Origin of the sequence: Neisseria sp. Dent CA1/247, from assembly GCF_022870825.1 — a bacterium.
In the GTDB taxonomy this organism is placed as follows: Bacteria; Pseudomonadota; Gammaproteobacteria; order Burkholderiales; family Neisseriaceae; genus Neisseria; species Neisseria zoodegmatis.
The window spans coordinates 1956313-1980818 of sequence record NZ_CP091522.1 but is presented as its reverse complement, the minus strand read 5'-3'; the positions used below and the strand labels follow the sequence as shown (position 1 = coordinate 1980818).

The window sequence follows — 24506 nt, the reverse complement described above, 5'->3', positions numbered from 1 at the left end:
CTCTTGAGGGTGTGGTTAACTCGGGCATTTCAGCCCCAGCCATTTCATCGAGCCGTCGTGTTCCAACTCTTTAACGGTGAGGATGAAATCGCCGATGTGGATGCGGTCGCCTTCCACGGGTACATTGCCTTCAAAGCGTTTTTTAAACAGGCCGCTTAAGGTTAGGTTGCGTTCGTGTTCTTCCAGCCGCAAGCCGTAGGCATCGGCCAAATCGCCGGCGATACTGGAAGGGTTGACCACAAATTCGCCGAAGAAGTCTAAGTTGATCAGCGCCGATTGGCCTGTTTCGCAGAAGCGTTTGGCGAGTGTGTCCACCTGTTCGGGCGGCACGATATACCAAGCCACATCGCCGGCTTGCAAGCGGGTGTCGAATGTCAGCACTTCGCGTTTGTCGTTGCGGATGAGGGCGAAGCAGCGGGTGGAAAGCATACACAAATCCCGGGCCACTTCATCGGGGTGCTGCCCTTCGGCGTCGGAGTCTGCCACCACTTCGTAAGCCAGCAGCGGCACCGATTCGCTTTCCGAAAGCCAGATTTCGCGGCTGTCGGTCGGTTCGGGTTTGGGCGGTACGGTCACTTTCAACCAGCGGGCGACCACGGGAATGGTCGTTCCCTGAATCAGCAGCGACAAAATCACCACCGCAAACGCTACGTCAAACAGCAGCCGCGCATTGGGCACGCCCATTACCAGCGGCATCATCGCCAGCGTAATCGGCACCGCGCCACGCAAGCCTACCCAGCTGATGTAGGCCATTTCGCGCATATTGTAGTGAAACTTCCAGATGCCGCTGGCCACCGCAATCGGGCGGGCGACCAGCATCAGAAACGCGGCGATGGCGAGGGCGTCCAAACCGTGTTCGAGAAGGCGCGTGGGCGTAACCAGCAAACCCAGCACCACAAACATACTGGCTTGTGCCAGCCACGCTAAGCCGTCCATCACGCGCAAAACATGCTCGGTGGCGTGACTGTGGCGGTTGCCGACGATAATGCCGGCCAGATAAACCGCCAAGAATCCGCTGCCGCCGATGAGGTTGGTAAACGCAAAAGTCAGCAGGCCGCCTGAAACAATCATCAAGGCATACAGACCTTCGGCCAAATTCAGACGGCGTGTTAACCGCGATAAAATTTTGCCGCCGATAAAGCCCAGCAGCAGGCCGAAGCCGAGTTGTTGCACCAACAGCAGTAAGAATGGAAGCACGCCCGCTTCTTCGGGATTCATCGTCAGCGCAATCAAGGCCGTTACGAGGAAAATGGCCATCGGATCGTTCGCGCCCGATTCGATTTCCAGCGTGGCCTGCACCCGTTCGTTGAGGCGCACGCCGCTGTTGCGCAGCAGGCTGAATACCGCACCGGCGTCGGTAGAGCCAACGATGGCGGCCATCAAAATGCCCAAGCGCCAATCGACATTCATATAAAGTGTGGCGAAAATGCCCAGCAAGGCTACGGTGGCAATCACGCCCCAGCTGGCCAACACAGATGCCGGTTTCAAAGCGATGCGGAAGCTGTCGAGTTTGGTGCGCAGGCCGCCGTCGAGCAGGATCACGGCCAGCGCGAGTTGCCCGATTAAGGTGGCGGTAACGAAATTGTCGAACGCGATGCCGCCGATGCCGTCTTCGCCCGCCAGCATGCCGACGCCGAGAAATACCAATAACAGCGGCAGCCCCAGCCGGGCCGAGAGCGTGGTCGAGATCACGCTGAGAAAGAGCAGCAGCCCCGTGATTAAGAATAAAGTGTTGATTCCGTCCATGATGGTGTGTGCGTTGTTTTGCTTATGTTTGATAGCGTAAAACGCTGCCATTTTAGCATAAAACAGTATTTTCCCCGACGAAGCAGGCGGATCGGTCGGCACTGGCCATACCTTTTCAGACGGCCTCGATGCCATTGGTCGGGCCGTCTGAAAACAAATTTCCGAAATCGGCTATAATGCGCGCTATTTCAAACTTGTTGTTCAGGAAACACTATGGCTTTTGCCTCTCTTTTTACTCTGCTTGATGATATTGCTTCCGTGTTGGACGACGTGGCCGTGATGACGAAAATGGCCGCGAAAAAAACCGCCGGCGTGGTGGGCGACGATTTGGCTTTGAACGCCAATCAAGTTACCGGCGTGTCGGCCGACCGCGAGCTGCCGATTGTATGGGCGGTTGCCAAAGGTTCTTTGATTAATAAAGTGATTTTGGTGCCGGCGGCTTTGCTGTTGTCTATTTTTATTCCGTCGCTGATTAAGCCTTTGCTGGTAATCGGCGGCGCGTTTCTCTGCTTTGAAGGTGTGGAAAAGATACTGCACAAGTTTCTAAACAAACACAGCGGCGACGAAGCGCATGAAGCTGTCGGCGATGAAATCGTGGACGAAAAAACCAAAATCAAAGGCGCCATCCGCACGGATTTCATTTTGTCTGCCGAAATCATCATCATTGCACTGGGCGTGGTGGGCAGCTTCGGCGTGCTGACCAAATCGCTGGTGCTGTCTGTAATCGGCATCGGCATGACCGTGCTGGTGTACGGCTTGGTGGCCGGCATCGTGAAGATGGACGACTTCGGCATGTGGCTGATGAATAAAACCAATGCGTTAGCCCGTGCGGTAGGCAAAGGCATCATCTTGTTTATGCCGTGGTTTATGCGCGGCCTGAGCGTGGTCGGCATGTTGGCGATGTTTTTGGTGGGCGGCGGCATCATTGTCCACAATATCGACTTCGTACATCACCTGCTTGAAAAATACGGTGTGGTCGAAGGCTTGGCCAGCTACCCTGCCACGTTGTTGGTCGGCCTGCTGACCGGCGCGGCGGTGTGTGCGGTGGTGCTGCCGGTCATGAAAATGTTCGGTAAAAAAGCCGCACATTAAATATATGGTATGAAGGCCGTCTGAAAACTACATTTCAGACGGCCTCAAATCTTGGTACGCCGATTAACCCGAATCATCACAACCCTATGAATGTTTTTGAAAAAGCCGACACCTTGTGGCAAAAGCCGTGGCTGTATTGGCCGCTGTTGCTGGCCATCGCCCTTGCAACGCCTTTGACGTTTGCGCCGTATTATCATTTTTGGCTGATGCCTTTGCTGTTCGGTGCTTTGATCAAGCTTACCGAGCTGCGTCCTCAATACGCGGCGAGAAGTGCTTATCTGTTTGGATTGATCGGCTATACCGCCCAGTTTTACTGGATTCATACCGCGCTGCATACCGTGTCGGGGCTGCCGAACCTGTATGCCGTGCCGCTTACTTTTCTGCTGCCCGCATTTCTGGCGCTGTATCCCGCGGTGGCGTTTTGGCTGGCAAACAAATTTAATGTGTCTCGCACCGTGCGCATCGGCTTGGTGATTCCGCTGGTGTGGACGCTCACCGAGTTTGCCCGCGAGCGTTTGCTCACCGGCTTTGCATGGGGTGCGCTCGGGTATTCCCAAATTGCCGATTTCAGCCCGCTGGCCGGCTTCGCGCCTTTGGGCGGCATTCATTTGGTAACACTGGCAACTGCTTTAACAGGCGCATGGTTGGTGTTGCTGCTGGACGGCAAAAGAGGCCGTCTGAAACAGCGTGCCGTGGCAGCGGGCGCATTGGTGGCGGTGCTGTCGGCAGGCTATATGGCCAAACAGATTGAATTTACCCGCGCCGATGGCAGCTCTGCCACCGTGGCGTTGGCTCAGGGCAATATTCCGCAAACATTGAAATGGACGCCCGAGCAGTTCTTCCCCACGGTCGAACGCTATTACGAGCAGGTCGCCGGCAGCCGAGCCGACATCGTGATTCTGCCCGAAACCGCCATTCCGATGATGCGTCAGGATTTGCCGCAAGGTCTGATAGAACAGTTTGCCGCCCGCGCCAAAGCCAACGGCAGCGCATTGGCAATCGGTATCAGCCAATATACTTCAGACGGCCTCGGTTATGAAAACGCGGTTATCAACCTTGCCGGCTATCAGCCCGAACAGCCCGACCACATTCCGTATTACGCCAAAAACCACCTCGTGCCGTTCGGCGAATACAAACCCCTGCCGTGGCTTACCGAGCCTCTGTACCAATTGATGAACATGCCTTTGGCCGACTTCAAGCGCGGCGGCGATGCCCAAACGCCGTTTCAGATGGCCAACCAAAAAGTCGCGTTCAATATCTGCTATGAAGACGGTTTCGGCGACGAATTAATCGCATCCGCCAAACAATCCACGCTGCTCGCCAATGCCAGCAATATGGCGTGGTACGGAAAATCCAACGCCATGTTCCAGCATTTGCAGCAGTCGCAGGCGCGCTCTATGGAGTTGGGGCGTTATATGGTGCGCTCCACCAACACCGGCGCCACCGCGATTATCGACCCCAAAGGCCGAATTGTCAGCCAAACCGTGCCGGATACCGAAGCCGTATTGGAAGGCAAAATCGAAGGCTATACCGGCGAAACCCCTTACATGAAGATGGGCGGTTCGCTGCCCTTAGTCATCTTGCTCGGTCTTGCCGCAGCGGTATTGTTTGCAGCAGGAAAACGGCGCAGATAAATGCTTTCAGACGGCCTCAGGCTTTATTAACAGCCTGCACGGTGTTGCGGTATCCATCGAAAACCGAAAATATACAGGCCGTCTGAAACGATAAATCCACACAGCGTGTATAATCTGTGCTTTAATGCGGAACTAATCCTGATAGAAGCACTCAAATATTTTAAATCAATCAAATTTAAAAAAATACAAAATTTTACCTATTATGTATTGAATGTGTACACGATAATTCTGTTTAATAAGAAAGCCGGGTATCCGGTAAACCACAGAGGCTCAGGCATCCGCCGAAAGCCTTGCACAATATAAGGAAAGCCAACTAATGACAATGAATAACGCCTTTGCATTACCCGTCCCCAGCGGCCATGGTAGCTTGGAGCAGTACATTCATACCGTAAACAGTATTCCTATGCTTTCTGCCGAAGAAGAAACCAATCTGGCAGAGCGACAACAAAAAGGCGACCTTGAAGCCGCCAAACAACTGATTCTTTCCCATCTGCGCGTCGTCGTATCGATTGCACGCGGTTACGATGGTTACGGCCTTAACCAAGCCGACCTGATTCAAGAAGGCAACATCGGCCTGATGAAAGCGGTGAAACGCTTCGAGCCGACCCGTGGCGCGCGCCTGTTTTCATTTGCCGTACATTGGATTAAAGCCGAGATTCACGAGTTTATTTTGCGCAACTGGCGCTTGGTGCGCGTTGCTACCACCAAACCGCAACGCAAACTGTTTTTCAATCTGCGCAGCATGCGTAAAAACCTGAATGCCCTGTCGCCGAAAGAAGCACAGGAAATCGCCGACGATTTGGGTGTGAAACTGTCGGAAGTGCTGGAAATGGAACAACGCATGACCGGCCGCGACATCGGCATTTTGGCGGAAAACAGCGACGATGAAGACAGCTTCGCGCCGATTGACTGGCTGGCCGACAACGACAGCGAGCCGACCCGGCAAATCGAGCAGAAAGCCCACTACGCTTTGCAAACCGAAGGCCTGCAAAACGCCTTGGCCAAACTCGACGACCGCAGCCGCCGCATCGTAGAAACCCGCTGGCTGCAAGACGACGGCGGTTTGACACTGCACGATTTGGCTGCCGAATACGGCGTGTCTGCCGAGCGTATCCGTCAGATTGAAGCCAAAGCTATGCAGAAACTGCGCGGTTTTCTGACTGAAGACGCGGAAGCAACTGTTTAAGGTTTGAATTTTAAGATTTGAATTTGAATGATGTAAAAAGGCCGTCTGAATTTTCAGACGGCCTTTGTTGTATCAGGGCTTATTTGCCTGCCGTTGCCAAGCCGGCCAAGTCTTTATCGACATGATATAAGCCCTTGCCGTCGTCGCCGACCAGATTGATTTTGTCCAAAATCGATTTAAACAAACGCTCTTCTTCGTGCTGCTCCGATACATACCATTGCAGGAAGTTGAAAGACGAATAATCTTTTTCGGTAAAGGTTGCTTCTACCAATTCATTGATTTTCTTGGTAATCGTTTTTTCGTGTTTGTACACGGCCTCAAACATTTCCTTCAAACCTTTATAGTTGGTTTTCGGTGCGGGAATCGTGCCGATTTCAGGCATGGCGCCGGTTTCGCTCAAATAATCAAACAGGCGGTGCATATGCTGCATTTCTTCGGCGGCGTGGGCTTTCAAAAATGCGGCTGCGCCTTCAAAGCCTTTGCTGTCGGCCCAAGCAGACATTTGCAGGTAAACGTTGGAAGAATAAAACTCAAGATTCAGCTGTTCGTTTAAGTGTTTGACGATTTTTTCAGACAACATAACATCACTCCTTTGTAAAGGGTTGAGGGGAAATGGTTGAAAAACGGCGGTGTGTGCAATAGGGCGGAGCAGCTTGTTAAAAATGCGTCCGAGAAGATTGTTGTTATCGGCTAAGTTTTTATGAACTGCGTTGGCGTGGTAAGGCGATGATTCCGCTTTTATCTTTGAGTGTTATGGCGCCGGAAATATCCGTACATGCAAAGATAACACATTCAAGTTAATTAAAAAATGATATGGGTTATCATTTGATTAAAGTTGGGTAAGCGTTTTGAAAAATACCGGTCGCGGGATGTGGTGATTTGAGGCCGTCTGAATTTTCAGACGGCCTGTTTTGTGTTGGATATATTTGGCATTTGCTGAGCATAGCCGTTTGAGCCGAGAAACGTGCGGCTACTTTTTTTGGCGTTTCGAGCGCGGGTGGGTGTCGTCGTACACTTTCGCCAAATGGTCGAAATCGAGTTTGGTGTAAATTTGCGTAGTGGATAAATTGCCGTGGCCGAGTAGCTCTTGCACGGCTCTGATGTTTTGCGCCGATTGGAGGATGTGGCTGGCGTAGCTGTGCCGCAGCATGTGCGGGGAAATGTGTTGCGGGCTGCCTTGCGCTAAGGCCCAATCGCGCAGGCGGTTGCGAATCTGGCGGACGCTGAGGCGCCGGCCTAAGCGGTTGGTAAACAAAGCGGTTTCATTATCTTTGGCAACGCGCTGCGGCAGATAGGCTTCTATCGCTTCAATGCTTTTGGCGGTTAAAGGCACGCGGCGCTGTTTGCTGCCTTTGCCTGTTACGCTTACCCAGCCTTCTTGCAGCAAAACATCGCTTAGATTCAAAGCGTTGACTTCGCCGACACGCAGCCCGCTGCCATACATCAATTCAAACAAGGCATGGTCGCGCACGCTGAGTACTTCGTCGCACACATGCTGGTCGAGCAGATGGTTCAGCATTTCCTGCTCCAAGGCTTTGGGCAGGCGTTCGGGGGCTTTGGGGGCTTTGAGCGTTTCGGTAGGGTCGGCGGCCATCAAGCCTTGTTTGACCAACCATCCGCAATATTGCCGCCAAGCCGAAAGCTTACGCGCCATGCTTCGTTCGCCGGTGTTTTGTTGTGAAAGGCTTTTCAAGGTGGCGACAAAATGTTTGCGCGCGGCAGGTTCTTGACCGCAGTCGGCGGGGAGCAGGGCGGCCAGTTGCGTTAAGTCGCGGCGGTAAGCGGCTACCGTGTGGGTGGATTTGCCTTGCTGGACTAGCGTTTGAAGATAGTCGTCTTGATGGTCGAACAAATGGGAAAGCTGCATGATAGGGTTCGGGTGAAACAGAAAGCGATAGGCGCATTGTACTGCGTGGAAGCGGCGCGGCGTAAGCGGTATGTGATGCCGGATAAAAGGCTTGATTTAAGATGAGGCCGAAACCTTTGCAAAACCCCCATCTGCGGCGCATTTCTGCGTTGTGCGCTGCTCGCTCGTTTGCCTATCTATATGATATGTCTGCACTCGCTGTGCTGCTACGCCTTGAACTGCATCCACATCTGAGGGCTTTGCAAAGGTCTCAGGCCGTCTGAAAATGTTTTTCAGACGGCCTCATCATGCCATACCTTATTTCAGTATGTTTTTAATCACACCCATCACGCTGCGTGAAATGGCACGGGTAACTTGCTTGTTGATCTGGTCGCCCACGCTGTCGGCCAAATCATACGCCACGCCTTGATTGGCTTTTTTGCGGCTGCCGAACAAACCGCCCAAGAAGCCGCCGACTACGCCGTCTTTCTGTGGCTGTACGGCAGCTGTTTTCTCCGCTTTGGCCTGCTCTTTCGCCGCGGCTTCGGCCTGCTTCGCTTCGGCTTGCTGCTGCTCCAATTCCGCCAATGCTTCGTAGGCCGAGTAGTTGTCGACCATATCTTTGTAGTGGCGGTAGAGAATATCTTTTTGGAACTTCTCGTCGCGTTCGGAGGCGGCCAGCGGGGTCAAGTTGGATTGCGGCGGCAACACAAGCGCACGATCCACCGGCATCGGCATGCCTTTTTCATCCAAAAACGACACCAGCGCCTCGCCTACGCCGAGTTCGGCAATCGCTTCCACCACGTTCACATTCGGATTGGTGCGGAAAGTTTCGGCGGCGGCTTTCACGGCTTTTTGGTCGCGCGGCGTGAACGCCCGCAAAGCGTGCTGCACGCGGTTGCCGAGCTGCCCCAAAATCGTGTCGGGCAGGTCGAGCGGGTTTTGGGTAACGAAATACACGCCCACGCCTTTCGAGCGGATCAGGCGCACCACTTGTTCGATTTGCTCCACCAGCGCGGCGGGGGCATTGTCGAACAGCAAGTGCGCTTCGTCAAAAAACATCACGAATTTCGGTTTGTCCAAATCGCCCACTTCCGGCAGGGTTTCAAACAGTTCCGCCAACATCCACAGCAGAAACGCGCTATACATGCGCGGCGAACGCATCAGTTTTTCGGAATTCAGAATATTGATCACGCCTTTGCTGCCTTCGGTCTGCATCCAGTCCTCCAGATTCAGCGCAGGCTCGCCGAACAGGTTTGCCGCCCCTTCGTTTTCGAGCGTCAGCAATTGCCGCTGCACCGCGCCGACGCTGGCGGGCGATACGTTACCGTATTGGCTGCGGTATTCGGCGGCATTATCGGCAACGTGTTTGAGCATGCCGCGCAAGTCTTTCAAATCGATCAGATGCCAGCCGTTGTCGTCGGCCACGCGGAACACCAGATTGAGCAAACCTTCCTGCGTGTCGTTCAGATTCATCAGCCGCGCCAGCAGCATCGGCCCCATCTCGGAAATGGTTACGCGCACGGGCACGCCGGTTTCGCCGAACACATCCCAAAAGCGCACGGGAAAGCCTTGCAGCCAGCCGCTGCCCAAACCGAATTCGGCAATGCGCTCGGCCACTTTGCCGCTGTCGCTGCCTGCGTTCACGATGCCCGACAAATCGCCTTTCACGTCGGCCAGAAACACGGGAATGCCCGCTTCGCTGAAGGCTTCGGCCATGCGGCGCAGGGTAACGGTTTTGCCCGTACCGGTCGCACCGGCGATCAGGCCGTGGCGGTTGGCCATTTTGCCTTGGATTTCCAGCGTGTTGCCGCCTGAACGGGCGATGGGGAACGTGATCATCTGCATATCCTTATGTATTTGATTGGGAATAGCGGTATTGTCTTATGAATCGGGGCAGGGCGCAAACGGGATGATGGCGGCGCAATGGCGGGAAGAACGAAGAGAGATATTTTCAGATGTAGGAAATTCTAGCGTTGTTTACACTTTCCGTTTTTTGCATGCAGACCCATTTTGGGATTTTTGAGGGTTGTCAAGAATGCTGAAAGGCACGGCGAAGCCGCATCGTTCTTGAGAATACTCAAAAATCACGAAACCATCATTCCTGCAAAAAACAAAAGCTGTTTGGTATAAAAAGTGTAAATAACCCGACCTTTTCCAACACCTGAGACCTTTGCAAAACCCCTATCTGCGGCGCATTTCTGCGTTGTGCGCTGCTCGCTCGCTTGCCTATCTATCTGATATGTCTGCGCTCGCTGCGCTGCTACGCCTTGAACTGCATCCACATCTAGGGGTTTTGCAAAGGTCTCGGCCTTTTGATTCATGCCGTCTGAAAACAGATGATTGTTGTGAGGCGCTTCGATTAAGACAAAATGTTTACTAAAAAATGAAAACGTCTTAATGTATATTTACATTTTGGTGTTTCGGAAAATTTGTTCAAAAGGTCGTGCAAAAAAACAGAGGCCATCTGAAATCAATCAGATGGCCTTAAAAAAGAATCGATGAAAAGGAATGTAAACCGGCTGAATTAACTGCCTTGCTACGGGATGAATCTTAACGAATATAAACAAACTGTGCAACTATTTTTTACAGTATTGTGTGATTTTTAACATTTGTGTGGAAATTTTTACAACTAATCGCCCATTTCCGCCAGCAGTTCGGCTTGGTGTTCGGCGATTAAAGCCGTGGTCAGCTCGTCCAAATCGCCGTCCATAATGAAATCAAGCTTGTGCAGGGTTAAATTGATGCGGTGGTCGGTAACGCGGCCTTGCGGATAGTTGTATGTGCGGATACGTTCACTGCGGTCGCCGCTGCCGATGAGGCTTTTGCGTTCCGCAGCTTCTTTGGCTTGAGCTTCGCGTTTTTGCGCATCATTCAAACGCGCGGCCAACACTTTCATGGCTTGCGCTTTGTTGCTGTGTTGCGAGCGACCGTCTTGGCATTCCACCACCATGCCGGTCGGCAGGTGGGTAATGCGCACGGCAGAATCCGTTTTGTTGATGTGCTGGCCGCCGGCGCCGGATGCACGGAAGGTATCGATGCGCAAATCGGCAGGATTGAGCTGGATTTCTTCCAATTCGTCGGCTTCGGGCATCACGGCTACGGTACAGGCCGAAGTGTGGATGCGCCCTTGGCTTTCGGTGGCAGGAACGCGTTGTACGCGGTGGCCGCCCGATTCAAACTTGAGTTTGCTGTATGCGCCCAGCCCTACAATGCGGGCAATCACTTCTTTGTAGCCGCCCAAATCGCTTTCGTTGGCGGATACGATTTCGACCTGCCAGCGGTTGCGTTCGGCAAAGCGGCTGTACATCCGCAACAAGTCGCCGGCAAACAGTGCGGCTTCATCTCCGCCGGTGCCTGCGCGGACTTCGATGAAGATGTTTTTGTCGTCGTCGGCGTCTTTTGGCAGCAGCAGTTTTTGCAATTCCGTATCCAAAGTTTCGATTTTCGCTTTGGCGTTTTCGATTTCTTCGGCGGCAAATTCTTTCATTTCCGGGTCGGACAGCATTTCTTCCGCTTCTGCCAAATCGTTTTGCGCCTGAGTATATTGATGGAAGACTTCTACCACGGGCGTGATTTCCGCATGTTCGCGGGTCAGCTTGCGGTAATTGTCCATATCTTCGGTGGCTTCCGGCTGGCCGAGCAGGTGGGTGACTTCTTCGAGGCGGTCGGCCAGTTGTTGGAGTTTGTCCAAAATTGATGGTTTCATAGTGTTTTCCGGTAAAGGCCGTCTGAAAATAAGGGGAAGTCTGACCAAGCACGCGAATCAAGAATCTGACTTCGATGATGGAGATAAAAGTTTCAGACGGCCTGAAATGCTCAAGATGTCGGTAAAAGTCTTTTGGGGAAAACCGTTGTTTTGCTGTGCAGATTCTTGCACGGGCAAAATGGCGGTTGATTGTTTGGCAAAAGCTTTACCGATTTCCGTATCTGCGGGTATTTTTATCTGATTTAAACAGGGCAGTTCATTAAAGCTGTTTTTTGATAAATAAAAAAGCCAGCTAACGCTTAGCTGACTTTTTTATTTATTGTTGGTCGGAGTGAAAGGATTCGAACCTTCGACCCCTTGCACCCCATGCAAGTGCGCTACCAGACTGCGCCACACTCCGACTCGAAAAGAGAACGGGATTATAAAATCACCTTACTCAGCTGGCAAGTGTTTTTTCAATTTCTCCCAGCATTTTTTGCAACTCGCCGCGCATTTCCTCGGCTTGGATGGCAGGATTGCCTTCCGCATCCAAGGCATTGTGGGTAAATGTGTCCACAAACGGCGCAAAAGTGTCTTTCAGCTTGATCAGCTTCAATACGTCGGCACGGGTGTAGCTGTTGCCGCCGTAGCCGACCACGACGCCGTTTTCGTGCTGCCATTGCGCAAATTGAGCAGGGCTGATTTGCACCAGCTCGCACATTTCGTTCAGGCTGAAGTAGCGTTTGGCCGGAATAACGGGGATGGTATTAACGTTGTTTGTCATAGTAGTGCTCCACCATGCCTTTGAGTTTTTGGCTTGCATGGAAAGTAACGACTCTGCGGGCGGTAATCGGCACTTCTTCGCCGGTTTTCGGGTTGCGGCCGGGGCGTTGGGGTTTGTCTCGCAATTGGAAGTTGCCGAATCCGGAAATTTTGATTTCTTCGCCACGGGCTAAAGTGGCGCGGATTTCTTCAAAAAAGAGTTCGACGATTTCTTTGGCATCGTTTTTGGTTACGCTGCTTACTTTTTCTACCAAAATATCTGCCAGTTCGGCTTTAGTTAATGTCATATTATTACCTTCTTTTTTCAATAGGTGTGGATTATTACTAATTTTTTTTTAGAATTCAAGTGAATAAGGATTTTTTTTAGCCGCGAAGTTGCGCCCCTGCACTTTCGGCCGCTTTGATTAATTCGGCCATCACAGGCTCTACCGCTTCGTCTGTGAGCGTGGCTTCCATATCTTGCAGTATCACTTTGACCGCCATGCTCTTCATGTTTTCGGGCAGGCCGGTACCGCGGTACACATCAAACAGGGCGATTTCTTGAATCAGCGGGCTGCGGACGCTGCTTAATGCGGCATGCAGTTCGGCATAGCCGACGCTTTCCGGCAGTACGAAGGCCAGGTCGCGGCGGGCGGATTGGAATTTGGAAACGGGTTGGTAAACGGTTTTTTCTTGTGTCAACACGGCAGCCATGTCTAACTCGAATACCAGCGGCGCTTGCGGCAAATCGTATTTTTGCAGCCATTGCGGATGCAGTTCGCCGATGAAACCGACCGTTTCCCCGTTGATTTTAATTTCTGCGGTGCGGCCGGGGTGCAGGGCAGGGTGTTCTGCTTTGACGAACTCGGCATGTTTGCCCGCCAGCAGTTCTTCTACGTCGCCTTTGATGTCGTAAAAATCGACAGGGCGGCTTTTTTCGCCCCACTGCTCGGGGAGGGCGGAGCCGTACGCCAAGCCGCCGATGCGTTCGTTTTGAATGAAACGGCCGTCTGAATCTTTGCGGAAAACGCGGGCGATTTCAAACACGCGCACGCGGTTTTGTTTGCGGTTGAGGTTGTTTTGCAGGATTTCTACCAGCCCGCCGATAAGTGTTGAGCGCATCACGCTGTATTGTGCGGCCAACGGATTTTGCAGGCGGATAGGATGGCTGTTGGCCGCAAAATCCTGCTCCCACTGTTCATTTACGAAAGCATAGCTGACCACTTCTTGATAAGCGCGTGCGGCCAGTTGACGGTAAACGTCAAAGCGCGGACGGCGGGTTTCGGGCAGCGCCATCATTTTCAGACGGCCTGAAGTGTAATCGTCGGGAATGTTTTCGTAGCCGTACACACGGGCGATTTCTTCAATCAAATCGGCTTCGATTTCAATGTCGTAGCGGAAGCTGGGCGAGGTAACTTGGAGGCCGTCTGAAATTTTTTGCGGCTGCAAACCAAGTGAAGCCAAGATGTTTTCGATGCGTGCTTCATCTATGGCTACGCCGAGCAGTTTGGCAACGCGTTCGGTGCGAACCGATACCGTTTTGCGCTCGGGCAGTTTGCCGACGGCTTCTACGATTTCGCCGGCTTGGCCGCCGCAAATCTGCAAAACCAACTCGCTGGCACGTTCGATAGCGTCGCGTTGCAGTTCGAAATCGACGCCGCGTTCGAAGCGGAATGATGAATCGGAGCCAAAGCCGTATTGGCGGGATTTTCCGGCAATGATTTCAGGTGCAAACCAAGCTGATTCCAGCACGATATTGCGGGTGCCGTCTGAAACCGCGCTCGCTTCGCCGCCCATCAAGCCGGCCATGCTCAATGCGCCTTTTTCGTCGGCAATCACTAAGGTGTTGTCGGACAAGGTAACGGTTTTTTCGTTCAAACAAGCCAACGTTTCGCCTTCGGTAGCGCGGCGGACGATGATGCTGCCTGAAAGTTTGTCGGCATCGAAAACGTGCATAGGCTGGCCGATTTCCAGCATCACATAGTTGCCGATATCTACCAGCGCGGAAATACTGCGCACTCCGCTGCGGGCCAAGCGTTGCTTCATCCAGTCGGGCGTGGCGGCTTGAGCGTTCACGTTTTCAATCACGCGGCTGAGGAAACGGCCGCAGTCTTCGGGCGCATCGATGCGTACAGGTTGGATTTTGCCGCTGGCGATTGAGGCCGTCTGAATTTGAGGTTGGCGGAATGCGCAGCCGGTTAAAGCGGCGGTTTCTCGTGCCAAACCTTTGATGCTTAAGCAATCGGTGCGGTTGGGTGTGATTTTCAGTGTAAATACGGTGTCGTCCAAGTCCAGATAATTGCGGAGGTTTTCGCCGACGGGTGCATCATCAGGCAGAATGTGCAGACCGTTAACGCCGTCGTCGGGCAAGCCCAGTTCGTCGGTAGAACACAGCATGCCGTTTGAAACCTGACCGCGCATTTTGGTCGGCTTGATTTTGAAATCGCCCGGCAATACCGCGCCCGGCAAGGCACAAGGTACTTTGATACCCGGTTTTACATTCGATGCGCCGCAAACAATCTGAATCAGCCCGCCCGTGCCTGCATCGACTTGGGTGACGTTCAGGCGGTCGGCATCGGGGTGTTTTTCTACCGATTTGACTTCGGCTACTACTACGCCTGAAAAGGCGGGCGCGGCAGTTTCGGCTTCTTCGACTTCGAGGCCGGACATGGTCAATAAATGGCCGAATTCATCGGCTGAAAAATGGGTATCGGCTTGGGTTTTGAGCCACGAATAAGAAAATTGCATGAGTTATCTCTTTATATATCATTAACTTGGATATAACTACATAACGGCTTGGGTTGCTTGACTGTGTAAATCCGGCATATCCCATTTGTTTTGTATTTTTTAAGTAGAAAAGCGTTAGTGCCACATCATGATGAATACGGCCAGCATGCTGTAAGCGCAAATAAAACAAATCATGAATGCTGGTTTTTCTTTATGGTGAAAATAAGGTAAGAAAAAGCTGGCGCATAACCCTGTGATTCCACCTGCCAAAATGCTCCGGCTTCCGTATTCACTCCAAATCAAAGCTTGCTCAATTTCGCCTGTGCCGATTTTTAAATCAGCTAATTGTGAAGAACGATATGCACAATAGAAAGCAAAAATGAGCAAGGCTGATGTCAGTAAATAGAGCCACAGCCATATTTTTTGCATGGCATTACTTAAACTGTTTCAAAAAATTCAAATCGTTATCAAAGAATAAACGCAAATCGTTAACGCCGTAGCGTAGCATGGCGAAGCGGTCGAGGCCGATGCCGAAGGCGAAGCCGGTGTAACGTTCGGGGTCGATGTTGACGTTGTTCAACACGTTGGGGTGTACCATGCCGCAGCCGCCGACTTCCAGCCATTTGCCGTTATCACCCATGATGTCGATTTCGGCGGAAGGCTCGGTAAAGGGGAAGAAGGAAGGACGGAAGCGTACTTGCAGATCGTCGCGCTCGAAAAAGCGGCGGATGAAGTCGGTAAACACGGCTTTGAGATCGGCAAAGGTTACGCCTTCTTCCACCCATAAGCCTTCGGCCTGATGAAACATGGGGGAGTGGGTGGCATCGCTGTCCACGCGGTAAACGCGGCCGGGGGCGATGATGCGGATGGGCGGGTTTTTCTTATCCAGCATGTAGCGGATTTGGATCGGCGAGGTGTGGGTGCGCAATACGTCGCCGTTTTCTACATAGAAAGTATCCTGCATGGCGCGGGCAGGGTGGTTTTGCGGGATATTCAGTACTCGGAAGTTGTGGAAATCGTCTTCGATTTCGGGGCCGTCGGCAACGTCGAAACCCATGCCGTGGAAGAGTTCGACCACGCGTTGAAGGGTGAGGGTAACGGGATGCAGGCCGCCTGAGATTTGGCTGCGGCCGGGCAGGGTAACGTCCAGCGCTTCTGCGGCAAGGCGGGCTTGCAGCTGGGCGGCATTGAGGGCATCGCGTTTTTCGTTGTAGGCCGTCTGAAAACGGTTTTTGCATTCGTTAATGTGGGCGCCGACGGTTTTGCGCTCTTCGGGCGACATTTGTCCGAGCTGTTTCAAGAGGGCGTTTAGCTCGCCGGTTTTGCCCATGTAGCGGGCTTTGACTAATTCTAATGCTTGAAAATCAAGGGCTTCGTTAACGGCTGAAATGCCTTCTTCAACAATTCTGTTTACATTTTCCATGATGTTTAATTTATTTTCTGTGTTCCGGCGCGACGCCTGAGGGGATTGGGAAGATTAACAAACAAAGGCCGTCTGAAAACTGTTTCAGACAGCCTCGAAGGCGTTCCGCTTCAATTTTAAAGGTGGCTATTGTAACGCAAATTGCGCCTAAAAAACAGCGTGCTAAAGCAAAAAGCGAGGTGCGGTTTATATGAAAAAGGATGGTTGGTTTTTTGATGTTCGGGTGTATTTGCATTGTGTAAGTTAATGAATTTTATATTGATTGTTAGTTTTCGGCCGAGTGATGCTTGATGCGAAGCAAACCGGCCGTTTTTGTTGTAGCGATAGATGATTTTCAGACGGCCTTTGAGGTGAATTGCTGCTTGTTGCAAATGTGCAAACATACTGAAAATTCCAAAGAAATATTTGCATGATTACGTCATTGATGGTAACTTTTGTTTTAATTTGTAAATAATAAATAAAGTTACTTTTACAAATTAGGTTGTTTATTTTGATTGATAAAATAAATATATAAAACATATTGTTGTTTTAATTTTGTGGTTTTATTTGTGTCGAGAATATGTTTTTATCTTATGAAATAAAAATATTTGAATAAAGTCGGGATGATCGGAATGGTTATTTGATTAATATTTGTTTAAATTTGTTAAATATCATTTGGCTTGTTTTGATTTTTTGAGATTTTTATTTTATCTAGTTGTTTTATATAAAAAATAATTAATTAACATTACGGAGAGTTTTAAAATGTCTAGTCAGATGATTATTTCTGTGGGCAAATTGGATGGCGGTGGCCGCTTTACTGATGCAGAGGGTGTTGCCCGATACAGCGTGAAAAAAGGTTCGGGTGAGCCTTTGTATATCCGGGCGGAACAACATGCTGCTTATCAATTGGCGGATGCGGACACCGGATTGATGCCCGAAAACATTGAATTAGTGCAAATGGGCAATCATTTGCATATCCGTGCAAAAGGCTCCACATCTGCCCAGCCGGATATTGTGATCGAAGATTACTATCTTTATGTGAAGCCCAATGGTGTCGGCAAGGTTTTTGCTTTAGATGCCGGCGGTAATGCTCATTATTATGCTTCGGAAGTGCCTGAAACCACTTTATTGGCGGAAGAGGTAACGGTTAACCGTGCTTCTTCAGGTGGTGTAAATAAATTGGCTCTTGCTTTGGGTGGCTTGGCCGGTGCCGGTTTGATTGGTGCTTTGGCGGGCGGCAGCTCGGGTAAGTCTTCGGGAGAGGCTTCTGCACCGGCTTCGAGCAACAAACCCGAACAAGTTGTGAAAAAAGAAGAAAAAGCCCTGCTTGGGGCACTGCCGTCTGAATCTGAAAAGGCGCTTGTTCATGAAAAAGAAGAGGTGGTAAGCAACCATTTGGAAGTTGCTGTGAATGAAGCGCCTGTAGAAAAAAATAACTTTGTTAAGGAAGTTGCTGCTGATAAGGCAGAAGTTGCAGCCAATCAAACAGAAGTTGAAACTAAGCAAGTAGAAGTTGTTGCCGCTAAAGAAGAAGTTGCTGTCAATAATGAGATGCCGTCTGAAATTGTGGCTGAAGTTAAAGCAGAAACCGAGCCTGCTCCGAAGACAACAATTTCAGCTCCTGCCGCAGAAGAAGCTCCGCTTGTTGCTGAAACGGATTCAACTCCTAAGCTTTCGGAAACAGAAAAGCCGGTTGAGGTTGCAACAGTCGCTCCCGTAAAACTTGCCAGCGATGCTGCGGCTATCTCTCCCGAATCTTTAGAAAAAGTGGGCAATAATGACACCGAAGCCGTTGAAGTACGTTTCGGTAAAGACGGCCATTTTTATATTTACCAACACAAAACATACGGCAAATACATCGATGCGGCCGAATTCGGCACCGACTCAACGGGCAAGACCGATAGTTTGGCTGCCATTAATAATGCTTTGGCGGCCGCGCACGAAGAAAAGGTTGCCGTGCGCTTGAGCGGTAGTCTGTATATTTCCGACCAGATTGTGTTGAATGAAAAAAATGCCGGCGTTACCGGTATTTTCGGCGATGGTATGGGTAAGACCGTTGTGTCTTTTGATAAGGCGCAAAAAGGTGTTTATAACCCCAATAGCAATGACGATGATGTGCGCGAGTTTGCCGGTATTTTGGTGGACGGGCAGAGCAATAAAACCATTGCCGATTTGTCGGTTAAATACACCAATCCTGATTTTTACCGCAAAGGGCAAAGTTATTTCGGCAAAGTAAACGGTATTTTGGTTAATGATGCCGACAACACCTTGATCAGCAAGGTGGAAGTTTCCGGCGCAAACCGTGCCGGCGTGTTTTTCACGTCAACCCAGACTTTGCAGAAAGACCCAGAAAGCACTAGAGGCAGAACCTATAAAGCCAGATTGATTTTGAAAGAAGTGGACGAGCATTACGAAAATCTTCCTCTGGGCGAAAACAACCGTATTGTCGATAGCTACTTGCATCACAACCGGGTAGCGGGAGCGTTGGTCGCTTATCAAAAAGATTTTTTAGCCAATGGCAACAAGCTGGCTTGGAACGGCCATGAGGCTGACGGCGGCACGGGATATGGTATTGCCAGCATGGCAGGCAGCTACAACTATGGCATTACCTATACCAATAATAAAACCGACCACAACTACCGCAAAGGCTTGGATGTTCACGACGGCGACGATGTTGTGATTAAAGACAATATGTTGATAGGCGATAGACTTCACGGTATTGCGGTGTATAACCGTCAATTTACGATGGATAACGTAAAAATTACCGATAACACCATTATTCAAGATCCAAACTTCCGTTTGGCGGTTAGCGATAATCCGAAGTACACCTATCACGGTTATGCCGGTATCCAATTGCAGACCAATACTCAATTTAGAGATTTAGGCAGTAGCGATACGGGTAATTTTGAAATTCGCGGCAATACCATTAAAAATCTCGATGTATATAAGAATGCCCAGCATACCTACGGTATTGAATTCCGCAACCATGAGCAGAAGATGCATTATAAGTTGGACATCAGCAATAATGTGATCGAAGGCGAATCCAGCAAATATATGATTGCGATTATCAACGATACCCGTGACCGCCGTACTGGAGAAAAAGGCCCGGGTGCCAGCGATATCAATATTTCAGGCAATAAAATGAACATCGGGTCGATTTTGCCGGGAAATATGGCCGTATTTATCAACGAGCAGAGCAATAACGGCAAGTTGCGCGGCAAAGTAACATATGATGACAACAGCCTGATCATACGCAAACATTCAGACGGCAGTATGGAAGGTATTCAGATGATCGGTAATGCCGAAAGCTATCATGTAACCAACAACCAGTTTGAAATCCACGGCACTATGAACAAGCCGTTGATTAGTGTGTTGGGCCGCGCCGGTAATGAAATACCTGAACTGCATGTAAATGGCAACGACATTATCACCGATCTCAAAGGCGCGCTTTACCGCAGCTGGATTGAGCGCAGTAAAGCCGATGTTTTTGCCGATGGAAACACCCACAACAATAAACCGTTGGGCAAAGTGCAGCACATCAACAAGCCGGCAGCGGGTTTTTCGCCTGAAGACGAAGAGAGCGCAGCTGATATGCAATGGGATATCGGTGCCGACAGCATTTCAGGTGTGCCTGTGCATCACGATGTAGGCCGTGTGGCGCCTTCGGTTCGCTCCGAATCAGTAGTATTGGGAGTGGATGATCAAGATGATGAACTGTTTGCAGAGTCTCATCGCGCTCCGGCATTAGACGATTTGCTTTCTGTTACCGAACTGAATCTTTCCGGCTTGCTGGGTAAGCAAAACCATGCTGCATTTGCCGATAGCGTTATCGTGCCGGAATACAGGCAGTCGGCGGATATGCAGGCAGAGCAATGGCAAAGCGAGGTATTGGCGTATATCGTTTAAGTTTTGGTAAAAGGTATGGCGGCATGATGGGTAACAAACATGCTGGGACCTTTGCAAAACCCCCATCTGCGGCGCATTTCTGCGTTGTGCGCTGCTCGCTCGTTTGCCTATCGTGTGATATGTCTGCATTCGCTGTGCTGCTACGCCTTGAACTGCATTCACATCTGAGGATTTTGCAAAGGTTTCATGCTTGCCGATGCCGATGCCGATAAAGTGACAGCCTAAAACGGAATCATCCGTTTTCGGCTGTTTTATATGGATATTTCAGTGTTCAGAATAGGTTGCGAAAGAGATGTACCGTCATCATGCCGAGTGCCGTTAGGATGAGCGAACCAAACAAGTGCAGCGAAGAGACGGCTATGGCTGCGCCCCAACGCTGCGAGTTCAGCATGTTGACCACTTCAAGGGAAAAGCCTGAAAACGTGGTTAGGCTGCCTAAGAATCCGGTAATCAGCAGCAAGCGCCAATGCGGATCGATGGAGGGAAACAGTTCGGAAAGGGCGGCTATGATGCCGATAATATAAGCCCCGATCCAGTTGGCAGCCAGCGTACCGAAGGCGAACCACGAAAATGTGTGCGCGAACCAATGACCCAATGCCCAACGCAATAGGGCACCCAAAGTAGCGCCCATCACAACGGCGGAAAGATTGACCGGCATTTTGTTTTACCTTTATGAACGACGTACTGGGAAATCATGGATTGCGAGATGTGCAGCCCATGAACTCAGGTTGATGATTATCCAAAACTTGAGGCCGTCTGAAAAGTTTCAGACGGCCTCAAGTGTATTTCAATCAAATGTTACGGACGGCTTTAAAGCTTCAGGTATTGACTCGGCAAACCGCCGCAACTAATTGATCGAACCGGTTTATTTGTTTTCCTGATACCAACGGATAAACGCATCGGGTTTGGCAAAGCCGAGCAAAGCTTCGCTGCGGCTGCCGTCGGCGCGGAGAATGAAAATACCCGGCGGGCCGAACAAACCGTATTCTTTCAGCAGAGCCTGATGTTCGGCCGTATTGGCGGTTACATCGATTTGGAAGAAGCGGTTCATGTCCACAGCCTGATGCACTTCGGGCTGGTTCAGTGTGTAGGCTGCCATTTCTTTGCATGAAATACACCAGTCTGCATAAAAATCAAGCAGTACGGGCTGGTCGGGGTTTTGTTGCAAAGCGGCCTGCATTGCGGCTTTCAATTCGCTCACATCGGTATATACCTGCCCGTGCGCACTGGCGGAATCGGCAGCGGGCGGCGTGAGGGTCAGGAAGTGGTGCAGGGCGGTGCTTTGGCTGTTGGCGCTTTGATAAGCAAACCAAGAGCCGCCTGCCAGCAAAACCGAACCTAAAATCAGCGAAACGGTTTTCAGACGGCCTGACTGCTTGCGTATGCCTGCCAAGAGCAGACCGGCGGGAATAATCATCAGCAGGGTGTACAGCGCCACCACCAGCAAATACGGAATATAGGGCGTGGCAAGGTAAACGGCGACGGCGAGCAGGATAAAGCCGAAAGCGTATTTGATGCCGTCCATCCAACCGCCGGCGCGGGGCAGTATATGGCCGCCGAACGTGCCGATGGCAATCAGCGGAACGCCCGTGCCCAAGGCCAGAGCATAGAGTGCGATGCCGCCCAAAGCCGCATCACCGGTTTGGCCGATGTAGCCGAGTGCAAAAGCCAGCGGCGGCGCGACGCAGGGGCCGACAATCAGGGCGGAGAGCATGCCCATCACAAACACCGAAGCGATTTTGCCGCCGCTCAGTTTGCTGCTTTGGTTTTGAAAGTAGCCTTGAATGGAAGCGGGCAGTTGCAGGGTGAACACGCCGAACATCGACAAGGCCAACACCACCATCACAGCCGCAGCAGCCAGCACTACCCAAGGCTGTTGCAGCCATACGGTCAGCAGCGCGCCGGTCAGCCCTGCGGTAATACCGACCAAAGTGTACGTCAGCGCCAAGCCCTGCACGTAAACCATAGACAAGGCGAAGGCGCGGCCTTTGGAGGCGTTTTTATCGCCGACCACAATGCTGGAAACAATCGGCAGCAGCGGATACATACAGGCGGTGAAACTCAAGCCCAGTCCGGCGACAAAAAACGCCAATAAATTGGCGCCCAAAGTATCCCAAGAAAGCTTGAAACGGCTGGTTTCGGTGCTGTTTCGGGTTGGTGTTGAGGCAGGGCCGTCTGAAACCGGCATGGGTTGCAGAAAGCGGTTTTTGCCGGAAGGCGGTGTGGCAGATTCGGGCTGATACAGGCCTTTGCCTTTGATGTCGAACGCCGTTTCCGTGGGCGGATAGCACACGCCGGCCTCCGCGCAGCCTTGGTATTTTACCGTGAGGCGGTAGTTTTGCTGCGGTTTGGTGTAAGGCCAGTTAACCTGTGCGGCGTGATGGAAAACCGTCTGCCTGCCGAAAAATTCGTCTTCCTTCTCTTCGCCTTTGCTGAATTGCGCTTCGGCGAGCAAGCCTTCGGGCGCGGTTTCAGCCGAGATTTTCGATTGGTAGAGGTAGTAGCCTTCGGCAATGGCAAACTGCACATTGATACCCTGATCGGTTACATTGACTTGGGGAACAAAAGCCTGTTCGGGCGGCAGCAGCTTCGACGCGTCCACTTGGGCGGAAACGCTGCCGGCCAAACACAGCCATGCAGTAAAGAAATAAAGTAGTTTTTTCATATCGGATTTTAGGTTTGGTATTCAAATCATCTGATGCGGAACGTACCGCCGCAGTATTGAAGCGGGTACGTTGAAAGAGACGGATAAGACTGCCGATTCTTACAAGCATATTTTTCAGACGGCCTCAATGCTTGCCAAAGGCCGTCTGAAAACGTGCGGCGGCAACAGATCGCTTTTTACTTCATTACCTGCTGTAAAAACTGCTTGGCACGTTCGTGTTTGGGGTTTTTGAAAAACGCTTCCGGCTCGGCTTCTTCGATAATTTGGCCGTGATCGACAAAAATCACGCGGTCGGCCACTTCACGGGCAAAACCCATTTCGTGGGTAACGCACATCATGGTCATGCCGCTGTTGGCCAAGTCTTTCATCACGCGCAACACTTCGCCGACCATTTCGGGGTCGAGAGCGGAAGTCGGTTCGTCAAACAGCATCACGCGCGGTTCCATCGCCAAGCCGCGGGCAATCGCCACGCGCTGCTGCTGGCCGCCGGAAAGCTGGCCGGGCATGGCGTCTTTTTTGTGTGCCAAACCTACACGCTCCAGTAGCTCCATCGCTTTCTTTTCAGCTTGGGCGCGGCTTTGCTTTTTCACTTTCATCGGCGAAAGAATGATGTTTTCCAACACGTTGAGGTGCGGGTAAAGATTGAAGTTTTGGAATACAAAGCCCACTTCTTCGCGCACTTTGTTCAAATCGGTTTTCGGGTCGGCTACGTTCATGCCGTCCACCCAAATTTCGCCGCTTTCGATGGTTTCGAGTTGGTTGACCGTGCGGATCAGGGTGGATTTGCCGCTGCCCGAAGGGCCGCAAACCACCACCACTTCGCCTTTTTTGATTTCCAGATTCACGCCGTTGATGACGTGTAAGTCTTTGAAATGTTTGTGTACGTTGATAAATTTAATCATTATGTTGTTAATCCAGTGTATTCAGACGGCCTTGGCTGAAAGATGATTGCTCAATGCCACATAAAGCTCGGGCGCGATGTGTTCGGCGCGGTCTTGCGGGTTGATGCCGACGGCCTGCAAATCTTCGTCTGTGGCAATGTCTTTCAGATTGTTGCGTATCGTTTTGCGGCGCTGGTGGAACGCGGCTTTGACCAGCTTGGAGAAATGTTCGAAATCTTCGGCCTCGCCGATTCGGTGTTTGACCGGAATCATGCGTACCACTGCCGAATCGACTTTCGGCGCGGGGTCGAACGATTCGGGCGGCACTTCAATCAGCATTTCCATGTCGAAAAAATATTGCAGCATCACGCCCAAGCGGCCGTAGTCGTTGGTTTTCGGCTCGGCCACCATGCGCTCGACCACTTCTTTCTGCAACATAAAGTGCATATCGACCACATCGTCCGCCACTTCGCTCAGGCGGAACAGCAGCGGCGTGGAAATATTATAGGGCAGGTTGCCGACGATTTTCTTTTTGCCCGGCACGCTGTTGAAATCAAACTGCAATACATCGCCCTCGTGGATAACGAGTTTATCGGCGAAGGGCAGAGTTTTCAGACGGCCTACAATGTCGCGGTCGATTTCAATCACATGCAGGCGGTTGAGTTTTTGCGCCAAAGGCCCGGTAATCGCGGCCAAACCGGGGCCGATTTCGATTACCGTGTCGTCAGGCTGCGGGCGCACGGCATTGACAATATCGCGGATGATGCGCGTATCCTGCAAAAAATTCTGCCCGAACCGTTTTCGGGCTTTATGTTCTTTCATGCTGCTTCTTCAAGGCTGGTTTTGAGGGCGTATTGTAGCGCAAAATGCCCGCACTGTGCGGCGGGCGCAGGCATAAAACCGGCGCGGCGGCAATCGTGCGGACGGCGGCTAAACATTTGGCGGCGAAAGGTTTATGATGGGCAAAAATG

Annotated in this window: 21 protein-coding genes, 1 tRNA gene and 1 pseudogene; 7 read left to right on the top strand and 16 right to left on the bottom strand. The window is 51.3% G+C overall.

Annotation, left to right across the window (positions count from 1 at the left end; translation table 11 throughout):
* Positions 1-15: 15 nt before the first annotated feature.
* Complete coding sequence (locus LVJ85_RS09725) at positions 16-1746, bottom strand: potassium/proton antiporter (protein ID WP_085363918.1); 1731 nt, start codon at positions 1744-1746, stop codon at positions 16-18.
* Positions 1747-1959: 213 nt separating this feature from the next.
* Between LVJ85_RS09725 and LVJ85_RS09720 the strand changes: the two genes are divergently transcribed.
* From LVJ85_RS09720 to rpoH, 3 genes are all read left to right on the top strand, one after another.
* Positions 1960-2838 carry a DUF808 domain-containing protein gene (locus tag LVJ85_RS09720; protein ID WP_244739447.1) on the top strand — a complete coding sequence of 293 codons (879 nt, stop codon included), beginning with the start codon at positions 1960-1962 and terminating at the stop codon, positions 2836-2838.
* 86 nt (positions 2839-2924) lie between these two features.
* Entirely contained in the window at positions 2925-4472 is a 1548-nt protein-coding gene (gene lnt, locus LVJ85_RS09715; protein ID WP_244739445.1) for an apolipoprotein N-acyltransferase, read from the top strand.
* A 322-nt stretch (positions 4473-4794) separates the two neighbouring features.
* Positions 4795-5658 carry an RNA polymerase sigma factor RpoH gene (rpoH, locus tag LVJ85_RS09710; protein WP_085363893.1) on the top strand — a complete coding sequence of 288 codons (864 nt, stop codon included), beginning with the start codon at positions 4795-4797 and terminating at the stop codon, positions 5656-5658.
* A 79-nt stretch (positions 5659-5737) separates the two neighbouring features.
* Here rpoH and ftnA read toward each other — a convergent pair whose 3' ends face one another.
* On the bottom strand, positions 5738-6238 hold the full coding sequence (gene ftnA, locus LVJ85_RS09705; RefSeq protein WP_085363892.1) for a non-heme ferritin: 501 nt from the start codon (positions 6236-6238) through the stop codon (positions 5738-5740).
* Positions 6239-6628: 390 nt separating this feature from the next.
* On the bottom strand, positions 6629-7525 hold the full coding sequence (locus tag LVJ85_RS09700; RefSeq protein WP_244739432.1) for a tyrosine-type recombinase/integrase: 897 nt from the start codon (positions 7523-7525) through the stop codon (positions 6629-6631).
* 116 nt (positions 7526-7641) lie between these two features.
* Here LVJ85_RS09700 and LVJ85_RS09695 point away from each other — a divergent pair, with 116 nt between their 5' ends.
* Positions 7642-7788 (top strand): lipoprotein signal peptidase, encoded by a 147-nt coding sequence (locus tag LVJ85_RS09695; protein ID WP_244743155.1) that lies wholly within the window; start codon positions 7642-7644, stop codon positions 7786-7788.
* 34 nt (positions 7789-7822) lie between these two features.
* Here the strand turns inward: LVJ85_RS09695 and LVJ85_RS09690 are convergent, their stop codons facing one another.
* On the bottom strand, positions 7823-9346 hold the full coding sequence (locus tag LVJ85_RS09690; protein ID WP_244739426.1) for a helicase HerA-like domain-containing protein: 1524 nt from the start codon (positions 9344-9346) through the stop codon (positions 7823-7825).
* A gap of 322 nt (positions 9347-9668) precedes the next feature.
* Here LVJ85_RS09690 and LVJ85_RS09685 point away from each other — a divergent pair, with 322 nt between their 5' ends.
* On the top strand, positions 9669-9887 hold the full coding sequence (locus LVJ85_RS09685; RefSeq protein WP_244743153.1) for a lipoprotein signal peptidase: 219 nt from the start codon (positions 9669-9671) through the stop codon (positions 9885-9887).
* Positions 9888-10136: 249 nt separating this feature from the next.
* On the opposite strand, the gene prfA is transcribed toward LVJ85_RS09685, so the two are convergent.
* The 8 genes from prfA to LVJ85_RS09645 all read right to left on the bottom strand — a co-directional run bounded on the left by prfA (position 10137) and on the right by LVJ85_RS09645 (position 16487).
* Positions 10137-11213, bottom strand: a complete 1077-nt coding sequence (prfA, locus tag LVJ85_RS09680; RefSeq protein WP_244739417.1) for a peptide chain release factor 1 — start codon at positions 11211-11213, stop codon at positions 10137-10139.
* Between the two features lie 323 nt (positions 11214-11536).
* Positions 11537-11613: transfer RNA gene (locus tag LVJ85_RS09675), tRNA-Pro, on the bottom strand.
* A gap of 36 nt (positions 11614-11649) precedes the next feature.
* Entirely contained in the window at positions 11650-11976 is a 327-nt protein-coding gene (locus LVJ85_RS09670) for a hypothetical protein (RefSeq protein ID WP_244739415.1), read from the bottom strand.
* A complete protein-coding gene (locus LVJ85_RS09665) occupies positions 11960-12262 on the bottom strand; it encodes an integration host factor subunit alpha (RefSeq protein WP_054598949.1) in 303 nt (100 codons plus the stop codon). The genes LVJ85_RS09670 and LVJ85_RS09665 overlap by 17 nt, the downstream gene beginning before the upstream one ends.
* Positions 12263-12338: 76 nt before the next feature.
* Positions 12339-14702 carry a phenylalanine--tRNA ligase subunit beta gene (gene pheT / locus LVJ85_RS09660; RefSeq protein WP_244739413.1) on the bottom strand — a complete coding sequence of 788 codons (2364 nt, stop codon included), beginning with the start codon at positions 14700-14702 and terminating at the stop codon, positions 12339-12341.
* Between the two features lie 114 nt (positions 14703-14816).
* Positions 14817-15110, bottom strand: a complete 294-nt coding sequence (locus tag LVJ85_RS09655; protein ID WP_244739412.1) for a hypothetical protein — start codon at positions 15108-15110, stop codon at positions 14817-14819.
* Positions 15111-15114: 4 nt separating this feature from the next.
* Entirely contained in the window at positions 15115-16104 is a 990-nt protein-coding gene (pheS, locus tag LVJ85_RS09650; protein WP_244739410.1) for a phenylalanine--tRNA ligase subunit alpha, read from the bottom strand.
* Positions 16105-16220: 116 nt separating this feature from the next.
* Entirely contained in the window at positions 16221-16487 is a 267-nt protein-coding gene (locus LVJ85_RS09645) for a hypothetical protein (RefSeq protein ID WP_115134656.1), read from the bottom strand.
* Between the two features lie 358 nt (positions 16488-16845).
* Here LVJ85_RS09645 and LVJ85_RS09640 point away from each other — a divergent pair, with 358 nt between their 5' ends.
* Both LVJ85_RS09640 and LVJ85_RS09635 read left to right on the top strand, forming a co-directional pair.
* Positions 16846-19989 carry a right-handed parallel beta-helix repeat-containing protein gene (locus LVJ85_RS09640; protein ID WP_244739402.1) on the top strand — a complete coding sequence of 1048 codons (3144 nt, stop codon included), beginning with the start codon at positions 16846-16848 and terminating at the stop codon, positions 19987-19989.
* 51 nt (positions 19990-20040) lie between these two features.
* Positions 20041-20201 (top strand): annotated as a pseudogene (locus tag LVJ85_RS09635) (lipoprotein signal peptidase).
* A gap of 59 nt (positions 20202-20260) precedes the next feature.
* Here LVJ85_RS09635 and crcB read toward each other — a convergent pair.
* From crcB to rsmA, 4 genes are all read right to left on the bottom strand, one after another.
* Complete coding sequence (gene crcB, locus LVJ85_RS09630) at positions 20261-20647, bottom strand: fluoride efflux transporter CrcB (protein WP_244739400.1); 387 nt, start codon at positions 20645-20647, stop codon at positions 20261-20263.
* A 207-nt stretch (positions 20648-20854) separates the two neighbouring features.
* Entirely contained in the window at positions 20855-22654 is a 1800-nt protein-coding gene (gene dsbD, locus LVJ85_RS09625) for a protein-disulfide reductase DsbD (protein WP_244739398.1), read from the bottom strand.
* A gap of 176 nt (positions 22655-22830) precedes the next feature.
* On the bottom strand, positions 22831-23556 hold the full coding sequence (locus tag LVJ85_RS09620; protein ID WP_244739390.1) for an amino acid ABC transporter ATP-binding protein: 726 nt from the start codon (positions 23554-23556) through the stop codon (positions 22831-22833).
* 21 nt (positions 23557-23577) lie between these two features.
* Positions 23578-24357 carry a 16S rRNA (adenine(1518)-N(6)/adenine(1519)-N(6))-dimethyltransferase RsmA gene (gene rsmA / locus LVJ85_RS09615; RefSeq protein WP_244739388.1) on the bottom strand — a complete coding sequence of 260 codons (780 nt, stop codon included), beginning with the start codon at positions 24355-24357 and terminating at the stop codon, positions 23578-23580.
* Positions 24358-24506: the final 149 nt, after the last annotated feature.

Bases quoted from the DNA above. Each gene is read 5' to 3' on its own strand.
- LVJ85_RS09725 (WP_085363918.1), bottom strand. From the start codon at position 1,746: ATGGACGGAATCAACACTTTATTCTTAATCACGGGGCTGCTGCTCTTT.
- LVJ85_RS09720 (WP_244739447.1), top strand. From the start codon at position 1,960: ATGGCTTTTGCCTCTCTTTTTACTCTGCTTGATGATATTGCTTCCGTG.
- lnt (WP_244739445.1), top strand. From the start codon at position 2,925: ATGAATGTTTTTGAAAAAGCCGACACCTTGTGGCAAAAGCCGTGGCTG.
- rpoH (WP_085363893.1), top strand. From the start codon at position 4,795: ATGAATAACGCCTTTGCATTACCCGTCCCCAGCGGCCATGGTAGCTTG.
- ftnA (WP_085363892.1), bottom strand. From the start codon at position 6,238: ATGTTGTCTGAAAAAATCGTCAAACACTTAAACGAACAGCTGAATCTT.
- LVJ85_RS09700 (WP_244739432.1), bottom strand. From the start codon at position 7,525: ATGCAGCTTTCCCATTTGTTCGACCATCAAGACGACTATCTTCAAACG.
- LVJ85_RS09690 (WP_244739426.1), bottom strand. From the start codon at position 9,346: ATGATCACGTTCCCCATCGCCCGTTCAGGCGGCAACACGCTGGAAATC.
- prfA (WP_244739417.1), bottom strand. From the start codon at position 11,213: ATGAAACCATCAATTTTGGACAAACTCCAACAACTGGCCGACCGCCTC.
- LVJ85_RS09670 (WP_244739415.1), bottom strand. From the start codon at position 11,976: ATGACAAACAACGTTAATACCATCCCCGTTATTCCGGCCAAACGCTAC.
- LVJ85_RS09665 (WP_054598949.1), bottom strand. From the start codon at position 12,262: ATGACATTAACTAAAGCCGAACTGGCAGATATTTTGGTAGAAAAAGTA.
- pheT (WP_244739413.1), bottom strand. From the start codon at position 14,702: ATGCAATTTTCTTATTCGTGGCTCAAAACCCAAGCCGATACCCATTTT.
- LVJ85_RS09655 (WP_244739412.1), bottom strand. From the start codon at position 15,110: ATGCAAAAAATATGGCTGTGGCTCTATTTACTGACATCAGCCTTGCTC.
- pheS (WP_244739410.1), bottom strand. From the start codon at position 16,104: ATGGAAAATGTAAACAGAATTGTTGAAGAAGGCATTTCAGCCGTTAAC.
- LVJ85_RS09645 (WP_115134656.1), bottom strand. From the start codon at position 16,487: ATGTTTGCACATTTGCAACAAGCAGCAATTCACCTCAAAGGCCGTCTG.
- LVJ85_RS09640 (WP_244739402.1), top strand. From the start codon at position 16,846: ATGTCTAGTCAGATGATTATTTCTGTGGGCAAATTGGATGGCGGTGGC.
- crcB (WP_244739400.1), bottom strand. From the start codon at position 20,647: ATGCCGGTCAATCTTTCCGCCGTTGTGATGGGCGCTACTTTGGGTGCC.
- dsbD (WP_244739398.1), bottom strand. From the start codon at position 22,654: ATGAAAAAACTACTTTATTTCTTTACTGCATGGCTGTGTTTGGCCGGC.
- LVJ85_RS09620 (WP_244739390.1), bottom strand. From the start codon at position 23,556: ATGATTAAATTTATCAACGTACACAAACATTTCAAAGACTTACACGTC.
- rsmA (WP_244739388.1), bottom strand. From the start codon at position 24,357: ATGAAAGAACATAAAGCCCGAAAACGGTTCGGGCAGAATTTTTTGCAG.